Annotated in this window: 12 protein-coding genes; 6 read left to right on the forward strand and 6 right to left on the reverse strand. The window is 49.3% G+C overall.

The window, feature by feature from the left end; genetic code table 11:
* On the forward strand, positions 1–258 hold a 258-nt coding region (locus ADU22_RS02480), incomplete at its 5' end, for an IS3 family transposase (RefSeq protein ID WP_156324426.1).
* 181 nt (positions 259–439) lie between these two features.
* Here ADU22_RS02480 and ADU22_RS02485 read toward each other — a convergent pair.
* Positions 440–964: a type 1 glutamine amidotransferase domain-containing protein gene (locus ADU22_RS02485; RefSeq protein ID WP_053360750.1), complete on the reverse strand. Its 525-nt coding sequence runs from the start codon at positions 962–964 to the stop codon at positions 440–442.
* Between the two features lie 49 nt (positions 965–1,013).
* Positions 1,014–2,645, reverse strand: coding sequence for an alkaline phosphatase D family protein (locus ADU22_RS02490; RefSeq protein WP_082252982.1), 1,632 nt, complete (start codon positions 2,643–2,645; stop codon positions 1,014–1,016).
* A 324-nt stretch (positions 2,646–2,969) separates the two neighbouring features.
* Between ADU22_RS02490 and ADU22_RS02495 the strand changes: the two genes are divergently transcribed.
* On the forward strand, positions 2,970–3,530 hold the full coding sequence (locus tag ADU22_RS02495) for a hypothetical protein (RefSeq protein WP_156324302.1): 561 nt from the start codon (positions 2,970–2,972) through the stop codon (positions 3,528–3,530).
* A 69-nt stretch (positions 3,531–3,599) separates the two neighbouring features.
* On the opposite strand, the gene ADU22_RS02500 is transcribed toward ADU22_RS02495, so the two are convergent.
* Positions 3,600–5,324, reverse strand: a complete 1,725-nt coding sequence (locus ADU22_RS02500) for a SulP family inorganic anion transporter (protein ID WP_053360752.1) — start codon at positions 5,322–5,324, stop codon at positions 3,600–3,602.
* 158 nt (positions 5,325–5,482) lie between these two features.
* On the opposite strand from ADU22_RS02500, the gene ADU22_RS02505 reads away from it, so the two are divergent.
* On the forward strand, positions 5,483–5,887 hold the full coding sequence (locus ADU22_RS02505) for a hypothetical protein (RefSeq protein WP_053360753.1): 405 nt from the start codon (positions 5,483–5,485) through the stop codon (positions 5,885–5,887).
* A gap of 124 nt (positions 5,888–6,011) precedes the next feature.
* Here the strand turns inward: ADU22_RS02505 and ADU22_RS02510 are convergent, their stop codons facing one another.
* Both ADU22_RS02510 and ADU22_RS02515 read right to left on the reverse strand, forming a co-directional pair.
* The gene (locus tag ADU22_RS02510) at positions 6,012–6,848 is read right to left on the reverse strand and encodes a DUF368 domain-containing protein (protein ID WP_231687830.1); all 837 of its coding nucleotides are present in this window, start codon (positions 6,846–6,848) and stop codon (positions 6,012–6,014) included.
* A gap of 124 nt (positions 6,849–6,972) precedes the next feature.
* Positions 6,973–7,131 (reverse strand): hypothetical protein, encoded by a 159-nt coding sequence (locus tag ADU22_RS02515; protein WP_231687831.1) that lies wholly within the window; start codon positions 7,129–7,131, stop codon positions 6,973–6,975.
* Between the two features lie 717 nt (positions 7,132–7,848).
* On the opposite strand from ADU22_RS02515, the gene ADU22_RS02520 reads away from it, so the two are divergent.
* On the forward strand, positions 7,849–8,178 hold the full coding sequence (locus tag ADU22_RS02520; RefSeq protein WP_053360754.1) for a PadR family transcriptional regulator: 330 nt from the start codon (positions 7,849–7,851) through the stop codon (positions 8,176–8,178).
* 5 nt (positions 8,179–8,183) lie between these two features.
* On the forward strand, positions 8,184–8,957 hold the full coding sequence (locus ADU22_RS02525) for a DUF1129 family protein (RefSeq protein ID WP_053364440.1): 774 nt from the start codon (positions 8,184–8,186) through the stop codon (positions 8,955–8,957).
* Between the two features lie 73 nt (positions 8,958–9,030).
* On the opposite strand, the gene ADU22_RS02530 is transcribed toward ADU22_RS02525, so the two are convergent.
* Positions 9,031–11,994 (reverse strand): S8 family peptidase, encoded by a 2,964-nt coding sequence (locus ADU22_RS02530; RefSeq protein ID WP_053360755.1) that lies wholly within the window; start codon positions 11,992–11,994, stop codon positions 9,031–9,033.
* Positions 11,995–12,264: 270 nt separating this feature from the next.
* Here ADU22_RS02530 and ADU22_RS02535 point away from each other — a divergent pair, with 270 nt between their 5' ends.
* Entirely contained in the window at positions 12,265–13,014 is a 750-nt protein-coding gene (locus ADU22_RS02535) for a CPBP family intramembrane glutamic endopeptidase (RefSeq protein WP_053360756.1), read from the forward strand.
* Positions 13,015–13,146 lie beyond the last annotated feature (132 nt).

Below are 13,146 nucleotides of genomic sequence, written 5' to 3' on the forward strand. Positions count from 1 at the left end.
GTTAAGGCACTTAAGGAAAATAAGGTTTTTCAAAGTATGTCACGAAAAGGAAACTGTTTAGACAACTCCCCCATGGAGAACTTTTTTGGCATTCTAAAACAAGAGATGTATTATGGCGAGGCATTGTGTACGGTTAAAGAGTTAACTGAGAGAATTGGGAGATATATAGATTATTATAATAACAAACGTATTAAGCAAAAATTGGCTGGTATGAGCCCGGTTCAATACCGGAACCATACCAGCCAATTAGCTGCATAATCAAAACTCTAACATTTGGGGGTCAGCTCACACCGTGTCCCACACTTGGATGAGGAGGAGGATGTCTAACTACTCTTCCCTCTGTTTGGGACAAGGAACCTGTCCCTGCGTCCCCACCACGTCCCCAAATCAAAAAGCAGCCTGGCCAAGGGCTCTCCCCTCAGTCCAGGCTGCTTTTTGCTTACTTTTTCTCCAATACTGCAATAAATTCCCTCATATAATCAGGCAAATCAGGCGGGCGGCGGCTGGAAACGAGGTGTCCGTCGGTGACAGCCGGTTCGTCGATCCAAACCGCGCCTGCATTTTCCATGTCGTCCCTGATCCCTGGTGTGCTTGTTACTTTTTTACCCTGAAGAATCTTCGCCGAGATCAGCACCCAGCCGGCGTGGCAGATTTGGCCGATCGGCTTTTCAGCGGCATCCATATCCTGCAGCAGCGACAGCACTTCCGGGAAGCGGCGGATTTTATCGGGTGCCCAGCCTCCCGGAACGAGGATGGCGTCATAGTCCTCCGCCTTGATGTCGCCGTAGGCAAAATCGGATTCTGCGGGCACGCCGTACTTTCCGATATAGGTTTCATTCGCTTTTTCTCCGGCAAGCTCGACAACCGCTCCTTCTTCCCGAAGCCTGTGGATTGGATACCATAGTTCGAGGTCCTCAAATTCATGATGAACGAGACTGATGATTTTCTTTCCTTGTAAACGCAAGTCGCCATCTCCTTTCTATACTCTCTCTATTTAACCAGAAAAGGAGGAATTAAGCGAAACTTACGCTGCCTGCCGCGGCCGTCTCCCTTGTGCCTTCAAGCAGGACAGAGGTTCCGTCTTCAACAACGAAAGAGGCGCGCTTGCTGATTGGCGCTCCCGGCCTGGATACATATGGGACCACCATGTAATCGGTTTGCCATGCATCCTGGGTCAGGGTGCAGCGAACATAGCCCCGATGATTGTTAAAGAACTTGATATGCGGATTTTCCGCCAGAATCTTCGGTGTGTTGCTGTTGACATCGGACCCATCCCCATTGGACGTAATCGAGGTTCCTACAAACTCGACGGCCACATTTTTTGAATCCGGGTCATCAAAGTCCGCTTTTACTTCATTTGCCCAGTTGGTATGCACATCTCCCGTGAGGACAACGGTGTTCTGAATATTTTTAGCGGCAAGGAAATCCAGAATCCGCTGGCGGGCACCAGGGTATCCGTCCCATGCATCCATGCTGACATACAGCTCCCCTGGATCAAAATCATAATCGCGGCGGGCAAAGAACACCTGCTGGGCAAGCACCTTCCATTTCGCCTGTGACGCAGCCAGGCCGCCCAATAGCCATTGCTCCTGCTGTTCGCCGAGAAGTGTCCGGCTTGGGTCGTCCGATTCAGGTGTCGGAACCTTCCACCCGTCCCCATTCGCCTGGTCATCCCGGTACTGGCGCGTATCCAGCACATTAAAATCGACCAGGTTGCCAAAGGAAAGGCGGCGGTAAAGCTGGATGTCGCTTCCGTTCACCACGGATGTACGGCGCAGGGGCATATGCTCGTAATAGGCCTGGTAGGCAACCGCTCTGCGGGCCATAAACTCCTTTTTTGGCTGCTTCGGAGGGTCTTGCGGAATGTCGCCCGCGTAGTTATTATCCACCTCGTGGTCATCGAACGTCACGATCCACGGGAAATTGGCATGAGCAGCCTGCAAATCGCTGTCAAGCTTATACAATGCATATCGATTGCGGTATTCTTCAAGGCTGTAAATTTCCGGATAGACCTGGTCCATCGGACGGATGGAAGAGTCATGCTTTCCTTCGTATATGTAATCTCCCAAATGGACGACCAAATCGAGATCTTCCTTGGCCATATGCTGATAGGCCGTGTAAAAGCCAACTGGCCAGTTTTGGCACGAAGCAAACGCGAATTTCAGCTCATCCACCTGGCTGTTAAACGCTGGTGCTGTCTTCGTCCGGCCTGTCGGGCTGAAATCACTTTGCGATTTAAAACGGTAATAATACCAGGTAGCCGGCTGCAGGCCATCAACTTCAACATGGACAGAATGGCCAAACTGCGGTTTCGAAAGCTCTGTACCTCTCTTTACAACCTTGGAGAAATTCTCGTCCATGGCCACTTCCCACTGAACAGGAAATGGATTGTTCGGCATTCCCCCGCCATTCAACGGATCCGGAGCAAGCCTTGTCCATAAAACCACCCCGTCCGGCAGCGGGTCTCCTGAAGCAATTCCCAATGTAAATGGATAATCAATATTGTTGGATTGGCTTTGCGAGGTTTCAGCCGCAGCATTCATCGCAAATGAAGGGATGAGCGTAGCTCCCAGGGCCATTCCCACTCCAATTCCCGATTTCTTTAAAAACCCCCTGCGGTTCAGCTTGTCTGAAGAAAGATCCATCTTTTTCACTTTTATCCCTCCCTAGTGATTTCGTTTCCATCATAAGGAAGGGATGTTTAATTCAAGATGTGTTTATGTAAAAAAATAGTAAACCCTTCAAAAACAGGGGATTAGTCCTGGTTTATTCTAAATGAAGGAGCACTTTCGGCTCTGATTGGCGGGACTTTGGAAGCGCAGCAAGGAGGATACAGCGTGCTGGCGACCCAGCTGCCAGCCTGCACTGTTGGAAGATAAGAAAAAAGGCATATGTCTCCTGAAGCCTTTTGTTAAGAATCTTTTAAGGTCATAACGCAAGAATACATAAAAAATCCAAAAGAACAAAGAATGAACAGTAAATCAGGTTCCAAGGAGGTTACAAGCATGAGAAAGTTTTTAATATTGGCCATCATCCACATTCTAGCGGGTTATTTCACAATGGCGGGGKTCCCGGCACACGCAAAGGAAAAGAGGGCGAGCTATCTTCCCGACACGAGCTTGACGTATGTTTACAAGCACAAGGATGGCGGTACTGAAACCTTCACCTTTGACCAGATGCATGAGGGATGGCAGGAATGGACCATTACTGATCCAAAGGGTACGAGGAGGATTGCCTTCACGGAGAACGAGGAGTTTCTGATGCACGCGCCGCCGGAGTCTTCGGCCATCATGGATCTGCAATATCCGGTTAAAACCGGGCAGTTCTGGGACCGCAACACGGGGCAGGAAAATGACATCAGCAGCATCACCGGCGTAAATATGCCCATCAAGACTCCAGCGGGCCTGTTTAAAAAAGCTGTCGAAGTCACCGAGAAGGGCGGCTATAAAAAATACTACGCCCCAAACATCGGCCTGATCCAAACCACCCATAACGACCAGGTCATCTACCAGCTGACGCAACTGAAATGAAGCAAGGGGAGTGTTCTTCCGCCTCATCCTCCCTTCGGAGGAATGAGGCAGGAGAACACTCCCCCTGCTCTAAATCATGTACATGAAGGGTGCTTGTTCGATGTTGTCCTTGGGCGGAGCATGGAAGCGGATGTTTTTATCTTTCAGCAGCTGCTCCAGGGAGAAATAGCGGATTTCTTCCGGGAACTTGTGGTCCCATCCAGCATTGGAAGCTGTGTCCCTGATGGGGCCTTTCATGCCGACAAAGTAGAATTGGATTCCTTTTTCCTGTTTCAGCTGCACGATGATGTCCTCCAGGACGCCGAACGAGGGCGCGTCCATGTCGTTGACGCTTTTAAAATCGGTAATGATCGTTTTCGTTTCAGGCCTGGCCGCAAGCAGCTGCCTCACCTTATCCTCAAAGTAAGGGATATTGGCAAAATTGATGGAAGCATCAATCCGGAGCATGATCAGGCCGTCCTTGGTCTGCGCTCTCGGAAACCTTGCAACGTTGCGGAAAGTCTTATCTTCATGCACATACCCTACTTCGTTAATATTCGGCTGTGACAGCTTGCTTAGCAGCAGAAGATACGAAAGTCCAGCTCCAAGCAAAATCCCCCACTGGATCCCGATGAACAGCGTCACCGCGAAAGTCGCCACCCAAATCCAGCCGTCGACAGCTTTTATTTTCAGCAGATGCCAGAATTGGGCGAAGTTGACCAATTTATACACAGCCACCATGATGATGGCCGCCAAGGCAGCATTCGGCAAATAGTAAAAGAACGAGGTGAAAAAGAACAGAGTCAGGGTCATGAACAGGCTTGTAAAAACCGAGACCAGCTGTGTGACTCCCCCGCTTTGGTGGTTGACAGCGCTCCTGGAAAAACTTCCGTTAATCGGGAAGGCCTGAAAGAAGGGCCCAAGCATATTGGCAGCCCCCAGCGCCTTCAGCTCCCGGTTCGGGTCCAGCTTGTACTTTTCCTTGTCAGCAATCGCCTTTCCAATCGCCAGCGATTCCATGAAGCCCAGCAAGGCAATCGTCAGCGCCGGCAGAAGGATTTGGCGGACAACCTCCACGGAAATTGCCGGAAGCACTAGCGACGGGAAGCCGCTCGGCACCTCCCCAATAATGGAAACGCCCCTTTCATGCAGGCCCAGCGAATAGACGGCCAAAATCGAAACGAGAATGAGAAGCAGCGCGGCCGGGATGCGGCGAGACGCTCTTTTTAGGAGAATCAGCAAGGATATGCTCCCTGTTCCGACGAGAAAGGTTGGCCAATGAATCTGCCCAAGCCCGCCTACCACGTCTGAAAGCAGCAGATGAATCTGGAAATAATTGCCTCCTTCAATCCCGAGCAGATGCTTCAGCTGGCTTAAGGCAATCACAATCGCCGCAGCCGAGGTATAGCCCCCCAGGACGGCCGGGGATATGAAGCGGACAATGAATCCCAGCTTGAAAAGGCCAAACAAAAACTGGAACACGCCCACCATCAGCGCCAGCAAGATGACGAGAGTGATATATTCAGAGGTTCCCGGTGTGGCAAACACGGAGATGACCGAGAAGACGAGCAGCGAAGTGATCGCCGTCGGACCGACAGAAAGATGGCGGGAAGAGGCAAAAAGCGCGTATATGAGCACAGGAAGGGTCGAAGCGTACAGGCCCATCACCGGCGGCAGGCCGGCCAGCATCGCATAGGCCATTCCCTGCGGCACGAGCATGACAAATAGGGTGAAACCCGCGATCAAATCCCTCGTCAATAAATTTGTATTATAAGGTTTATCGTTTATGAATGGAACGGATCGTTTGATAATCATGGCAACATCCCTTTTTCCCTTGTGTATTCTCCTTTTATTGTATTATATTCCCTTGCCTTTTCAACTAATTAAAATATCCATTTTGCTCTTCCTGTTCTTAAAATGATAGTATTCAATAGATGGCAGATCCATAAATTAAAATAAATGGGGGATTCAATGTGAGAGAAGCAATCTTGATTCTTACAGAAATCGTCAACATTTTTCATGATCAGCTGCTGCGTATCAGCAATGCACTGGGCCTGAACCTGTCGGACAAGGAGCTGCACCTTTGGGTGTTCGGGGTCTTGGGGATTCTTTCTTTTTTCATTGTCCACCATTTCTTTAAACTATTGGCGAAGCATAGCATCACAGCGATTTCATTTATCTATACGTTCACGGTTCTCGTGGTGATTGTGTTCGCGGTGGAGATTCAGCAAAAAATTACCGGCCGCGGGAATATGGAGTTCCAGGATGCCGTCATGGGCTTGTGGGGGTTTATTTTATTTTTCATAGGTTACCTCATCATCAAATATGTGTTCCGAATGGTTCGGAAGCTGTTCAGAAGGCCGGGCAGAAGGCATTGAGAAGCGGTCATTCCGGCCTGCACGGGAAATTAATCAAACGTTTGATTGATAGAAGCATCGCATAATAAGAAAAAAAGAAGACCTTCGTAAAAGGCCTTCCCTCCAAATGTATTCCGTCGAGCTCCTATCCTCGCTCGACCTTTCCAAGCATATAGGCGACGGCAAAGCCGATAATGAAAGCGAGGATGCAGATGACCATTAGCAGCACATCTCCCGGCCAGCCTGGGTAGACGACAAAAATGGAGCCGACGACAAAGCCTGTCACGACAGCATAGGTGGCTACACGGAAGTGCAGGAACAAGTAGCGGATCAGCTTGCTTGTCAGCAGCAGTCCAATCACGACCCCGGTCCCAACCGCAATGATGACAGGGATATTGAATGTTTTGATGGCATCAATCGCTGTCACATACACACCCAGCAGCAGCAGGACCATCGATCCGCTGATGCCCGGAAGGATCATCGCCGAGCTTGCCAGCCAGCCGGCAAAAAAGAGGAATAGGTAATCGCCGAAATCCAGATTGGTCATGACCGTTCCCTGGCCTTCCCCGACCAAGCCTGTCAGCGCAACTCCTGCCGCGGCGATTGCCAGCAGGACATAATGTCCGGCTTTGTAGGTTCGTTTATAATCCGCCTCAACCAACAAGGCGGGAATAATCGCGAGGATCAGCCCAAGGAAAAAGAAAAACGTCGGCTGAGGGTGAACCTCGAGGAGCCAGCTCAGCAGATGGCTTAACGTCAAAATCGCAATTCCAACCCCAATCCCCACAGGAATCAGGAAGATCACATGCTTTTTCCACTCTTTTGATAACAGGCCATTGATCGCCTCTATCAGCCTCTCATAAATCCCAACCAGCAGGGCAATCGTGCCGCCGCTCACACCCGGCACCACATCGCTCGCCCCAATCATCATCCCTTTAAAAATATTACGCCATTCGAACACAAGCTCAATCCCTTCGTCCATGAATCAATCTTTTATAGATTATCATAAAATGGGAAAGGAAGCATGGGTTCTCCTGTGACTACGCACTTCTGGCCAAAAGAAAATACACCTTCCTGAAAAGGTGTACTTTCTTTTGATATTACTTTTATTCTGTTTCCTCTTCAGTGCCTTCTTCCGTTCCTGTATCTTCCATTTCTTCCGTTTCTTCTGTGTTTGTATCATCCAAATCGTCATCATTGCTGCAGCCCGTTGCCGCACCTGTAATCAGTAATGCTGCCATCAAAGCAAAAAACCATTTTTTCATTCCCTTTTCCTCCTTGGCTGCTATAGTATGTTTCAGTGATAATCATACCTAACCTGCAGGGAATTGGAAGATTGAAATCCATTATTTTACATACATTAACCTTCTTTTTAGAAAGTTAATGTTAATAAAACATTACTTTATCAAACCTCGGGACTAAAAGCTCTTTACTGGGAGAACGGCGGGTAGCTTGTCCCAGGTGAAATGATAGTTTCTCTGCTTTTGAAACAACTATGGAAAGTTCGCCGGTGACAAGGTTCCCTGCTGCTACATACAGCTTTTAAATATGCTCAGTTATAGATTTCACTCTCATTGAAAAAATAAAGGGAGAATGTCCGGTTAATTCGGAAAATCCCCAAATTCCCCTTGAAATAAGAGGAGCTTTTCCGGTTATAGGGTCGAAATCTATGTGATTTTGCTTTGCTTTGAGAAGATAAGGGGAATTTCTCCCCTTATTCCTGCTTCTTAAGGTACCTTTGCGTACAATAACCGGAGATTCTCCCCTTAATAATTCTTATACCTTTATGAAAATGAACAATGAACAATAAAAGTGTTTAAATAAGAAACCAACCATCCGTAATTGGCCTAGATCCATTTTCGGTGTGCTAAGACTGCCAAGGAGGCAGCAGAAGACCCCCTATTTTACCTTGCATTGCAAGATACCGCGTTATATACTATGTGTATACCTTGCAATACAAGATATCGAAAGGAGCCATACCATTGGCTGATACGACGCAAATGCTAAAAGGAATCCTGGATGGATGTCTTTTGGCGATCATTAAAGAGGGGGAAATATACGGATACGAGCTTGCGGCCAAGCTCGAATCTTATGGATTCCACTCCTTCAGCGAGGGCACGATCTATCCCCTTCTGCTGCGCATGCAAAAGGAAGGACTGGTCAGCACGACATTAAGAAAGTCAACGGCAGGCCCGAAGCGGAAATACTACTCTTTAACGGAAAAAGGCGAGCAGGAGCTTGGGCAGTTTATCACCCGCTGGGAGCAGGTAAGCTCCTCGGTGAACAATGTATTGAATAAAAGGGGGAAATGAAGGACATGGTTTCTAAACAGGCAGAGCAGTTTTTGACTGAACTACGGTTTTATCTGGTGTCAAAAGGCAAGAATGACCGGGAGATCAATGAGATTACCGAAGAGCTGGAGGTTCATTTGATGGAGGCCGAGGCGGAGGGCAAGGATGTCAGCCATATTACCGGCAAAAGCCCAAAGCAGTATATGAAGAGCATAGGCGAATCGATGCAAACCGATTACCGCCAAATGGCCGGCATGGTGCCGATGTTCATTCTTTTGCTGGCGGCCTATTTCAGTTTTGGTCCGGCTATTGAAGGGAAATTCTCCATCTCGGAAGGCACCATTTGGCTGGCATTGATAATGGGGGCAGCAGGAATCCTGATTTACGGCCTGCTTTTATTAAAAGTTCTGCCGAAGTTTTTCCATTCCAAATGGAGCTATGTCTTGCTGGTCGGCACTTCCATGGCTGTTACCGGTCTGTTTGTAGCCCTGATGTTATGGTATAAAACACAGGGGTTCGAGCTTATCTATGTCGCCTCACCGGCCGAAAACAACTGGATCATCGTCCTGTGCGCGGCCATTTTCATCGGCTCGGCCATCTATTCAAAAACCTGGTTCACCATTATCATCCCGCTGTTTTTATCCTTGGGTCCGATCGCCAGCCGTGTCATTCCTGAAGAGGTTAATAACGATCCCTTCTATGTTACGGTTACCGTCCTCGTCTTTGCAGCTGCCGCCGCTTTGGCAATCGCCATCTTTCTTCTTCAGAGGAAAAGGAAAAAGAGCAATACCAGAGTTTAGCAGATAGAAAAAGGTCAGATGGACTCGCCCATCTGACCTTGCTTTTTGAGGCAGCAGAACCGTCCACCATGCTTCACTTCACCTTCACTACTGTTGCCTTGCTGACATTTTTGGCGCTGTCTGTCGCGGTTATTTTCAGCTGGGTGTTTTTCCTTTGCGCCTTGATTTTCACTTTGAATTTCCCTTTGCTGCTGGTTTTGGCGGTGCCGATTACCTTGCTGCCTGCTTTAATCGTAATGGCTGAGTTGCGTTCGGCTGTTCCGGAAATTTCCCTGGTTGAGCTTTTCACCTTTGTGGTGACCTTTGGCGCAGCTGGCGGGGTTTTGCCAAGGACCGTCATTGTCCGTGCGCTGCTTGTATTTCCGGCCTTGTCCCTGGCCGTTACGCTGAGCTTGGTACCTGCTTTCTGCAGCGGGATGGCTACTTTAAAAGCTCCCTTGGCATCTGCTTTGCCGCTGTATTTCTTGTTGCCAATCCCCACTGTGACCGAAGCTCCTGCCTCCGCCTTTCCGGTCACTGCTTTCGACTTGTCTGACACCGCATTGACGGTTGGCTGACCTGGAGGGGTTTTATCCAAGACGACCACTGTTTTTACAGGGCTGGCATTGCCAGCTCCATCCACTGCCGAAACGGAAATCTTCACACCCGCTTTTTGCCGCGGTATGGCTATTTTAAAAGAACCCTTCCCATCCGCCTTGCCGCTGTATCTGCTGTTTCCGATGGCTGCTTTTACCGTGGCTCCGGCTTCTGCCGACCCGGTGATTTCCCTTGAGCGGTCAGAAACGGCATTCACCTTGAGTGCTGGCGGAGTGACATCCTTCACCGTAACAACCGTGGCCCCGCTTGTATTCCCGGCAGCATCCGTGGCCGTTACATGAAGCTTCACCCCTGCCTTCTGGACAGGAATGGTTACGGAAAAGCTCCTGTCGCTTCCTGCCTTCCCCGCACCAATGTTTTTTCCATTAACCTTCACTTCGACGGCCGCATATGGCTCTGCCTTTCCTGTCACTTTAGTACTTTTATCGGTGATGGTGTTCACAGCCGGCTTCCCGGGAGGAGTGGCATCTTTGACCGTTATCGTGACAGCCTTACTCGCATTTCCTGCCTTGTCAAGGGCCGTAACAGTCAACTCGGCGCCTGCTTTCTGAACCGGAATGCCGGCTTCGAACTTGCCGTCCGCTCCGGCTGCCCCTGCGCTGATCAAACGGCCTCTCGACTTCACTTCGATTTTCGCATACGCTTCGGAAGTTCCCTTTACCGTTTTTGAAGCATCGGTCACGGAGTTTACCTTTGGTGGAGCTGGCGCCGTTTTATCCAGAACCTGGACATACACCACACTGCTGACATTGCCTTCACTATCGCTCGCCGTTACTTCCAACGTACTTCCGGCGGGCTGCAGCGGAACTGCCACTTCAAAGTTCCCTTGCTCATCTGCTTCACCGGTGTATACGCCACCTTTCGTTTTCACCTGAATTCCGGCGAAAGGCGGCGCTGACCCACGTACCGCTTTCATGGTCTCCCACATCTCGCCCACTACGGGGCTAGCGAGGACAGTCCGTTTTTGGACACTGACCTCGACCTGCTTGCTGGCATTTCCGTAGGAATCGACGACCTTTACCTTTAAAAGTGTTCCAGCATGCTGTTTGGGAATCGGAATGGTAAAATCGGCTTGGCCATTCACAGGAGCGGAACCAAGCAGTACATTCTGGCTCCTCACCTCCACAGTGCCGCTTTCGTACGCCATTCCGGTCACGGCTCCATCCATGTCACTGACTGCATGAACGAGCGGCTGCTTCAGTTCTTTTACCTTCAACGCTTTCTTCGCGTTGACGCGGCCATGGCCGAACTTCTCGTCCTTGCCAGGTGTGCCCAGATCATCTGCCGTACCATACAGGCGGCTTTCCACCTGCTTGTTGGTCAGGCCAGGCTCGCTGCTCCACACGAGAGCGGCCACTCCGGCCACAACAGGTGAAGCCATCGAGGTGCCGCTCATCCCTCCGTAAAAGCCGTATGGCAGCGTGGAATAGATATTGGAACCGGGAGCCGCAAGGTCAACATTGGGGCCATAGTTGGAGAAATAGGCTTTGGCGTCCGATGAATTCGTGGCACTGACAGCAATCACGTTTGGAAACGCCGCCGGGTAATTGACGGAGCGGGCGGATTCGTTGCCGGCAGCTGCGACAACTACGGCCCCGCTCTGATAAGCCTGCTGTACGGCCGCATCAAAGGCCGAAGAATAATAATAAGTTCCGAGGCTCATATTGATTACGTCCGCTCCCGCACTGACGGCGTAATTGATTCCTTTAATGATATCTGATGTATACGCGAATTCCCCGCGGAACACATTGATTGGCATGATTCGGGCGTTGGGGGCGACCCCCGTGCCTCCGTGCCCATTGTCCATGGAGCCGGCAACAATTCCGGCCACATGGGTTCCGTGCTCTCCAGCAGGAATCGAGCCAGCCATCCCTTTGACCGCGTCATATGGGGAAAGAATTCTTCCCTGCAAGTCAGGGTGATGGAGATCGGCGCCATCGTCAATCACGGCAACAACCACTTCCTTCGAGCCTTTGGTCCTTGTCCAGGCCGCTTCCGACTCTATTCTTTGGTGATGCCATTGGGAAGGATAGTCAGGGTCGCTCGGAATATGCTTCCGCTGGACCTCGCTGCGCTGAATGATATAGTCAGGCTCAACAAGGAGCACCTCGCGTTTTTCTTCCAGCTCTTCCATAAAAGACTCCGTGCTCTGCTGTGCAGGAATTTCGACAGTAACGAGATTTTCTTCTTTGGCCAGCTCGCTGTCCACAATCTCGTACTCTTCCAAACTGTCAGCTGCCGCACCCGGCTGAAGGACCACAATCACCTGATCTGTTTCCCCAGCAGAGGCATCAGCCACCCCTGGTTGGCTGGTAGTACCATTTGCCTCAACGCCTGCAGCCAAAGGGCCAGCTGCCAAAATCCAGCAAATCAACCCCACTAAAACCCGCTTCATCTCATCATCCCTCTCCGAAGCATGGGGAGTGTTCTCCTGCCTCATGCAGGGCCCGCCATGCCTCTGCTTACAATTTTAACCATCATTTATTTATAGATTACTATATTCGAAGCTATTCATATAGTTGGTTTTTGTCGAATCATTTGAAAGAAAATAATGGGAATGATTTCGTTCTATAAAACGCAAAAAACCAGCTTGGAGCAGGGAACTGCCAAGCTGGTTTCTATGTATTGAGGCACGAAAACCGTCCCCCTGCATCAAAAATAGTAATTTTATGGTAAAATAAACAAAAATGGAAATAGGGAGATTTCGGGTATGATGGCCATTTTATTTTTTCTGGGGATTACGGCTATTTCCTATGAACATGTTGGTTTTTCACTATTGATATTAGCAGGCTTTGCGATTTGGCTCGTTGCGAATAAAGAAAAACGGTTCGTAACCTCCTTGCTGTTATCATTTTTAGTTTGTTTTGCACTTTTTATGGTTTTTAATAATTTCGTTGGAACGATGGGAATCCCAAAGGAAACCAAAGTCATCCTGAATCGCCTTTCCCTTGGTTTTATGATTCTGGGAATGGTCCTTGTCCATCTCTTCTTTCATAAGAAGGTTTGCTGGTACAATCAGAAGCCCGATTGGAAGAACCCGATTGTCTTACCGTTTCATAAAATTCATACGTTTCCGTTTTGGCTGATTGGGATTGTTATTAATCTGGTCATCTATGGTTATTTTATTCTTCAAAAGGATTGGGAGTATCTGAAATCGCTGTTATGGTTCTGCCTGCTTTTTTCTTTTATTAACGCGGTTTTTGAGGAAGTGATATGGAGGGGGATCATGCTGTCGGCTCTTAAAGACGTGACCTCCACGGGTTATGCGGTTCTGGTTACAAGCATCGGGTTTGGCCTTCTCCATCTCGCCATCGGCTTTTCCATCGCCCTCAGCCTGCTCATTTCCGTAGCAGGAGTCATCTACGCCATCCTCACCCTCAAGACAAACAGCCTTTACCCAAGCATCGTTTTTCATATCGTCATTAGTATTGGTATGGTGTATAGCGGGTTTATCATCTAGTGAGGCAGAGGGACGGTTCTCATGCATCGTTTTCGTTAATAAGCTGGAAAAACTGCACCAGTTTGTACCATTAAATTTGTGTCGATTGCTATGTTACAATAAGTATATTATTCAATTGACGACTCGGAGGAT

The sequence above is a fragment of the Bacillus sp. FJAT-27251 genome, assembly GCF_001273925.1.
Taxonomy (GTDB): Bacteria; Bacillota; Bacilli; order Bacillales; family Cytobacillaceae; genus Mesobacillus_B.

What these genes read in the sequence shown, in the direction of transcription:
- ADU22_RS02490 (WP_082252982.1), bottom strand. Translation starts at nt 2,645, where the DNA reads ATGGATCTTTCTTCAGACAAGCTGAACCGCAGGGGGTTTTTAAAGAAA.
- ADU22_RS02500 (WP_053360752.1), bottom strand. Translation starts at nt 5,324, where the DNA reads ATGATTATCAAACGATCCGTTCCATTCATAAACGATAAACCTTATAAT.
- ADU22_RS02510 (WP_231687830.1), bottom strand. Translation starts at nt 6,848, where the DNA reads ATGGACGAAGGGATTGAGCTTGTGTTCGAATGGCGTAATATTTTTAAA.
- ADU22_RS02515 (WP_231687831.1), bottom strand. Translation starts at nt 7,131, where the DNA reads ATGAAAAAATGGTTTTTTGCTTTGATGGCAGCATTACTGATTACAGGT.
- ADU22_RS02525 (WP_053364440.1), top strand. Translation starts at nt 8,184, where the DNA reads ATGGTTTCTAAACAGGCAGAGCAGTTTTTGACTGAACTACGGTTTTAT.
- ADU22_RS02530 (WP_053360755.1), bottom strand. Translation starts at nt 11,994, where the DNA reads ATGAGGCAGGAGAACACTCCCCATGCTTCGGAGAGGGATGATGAGATG.
- ADU22_RS02535 (WP_053360756.1), top strand. Translation starts at nt 12,265, where the DNA reads ATGATGGCCATTTTATTTTTTCTGGGGATTACGGCTATTTCCTATGAA.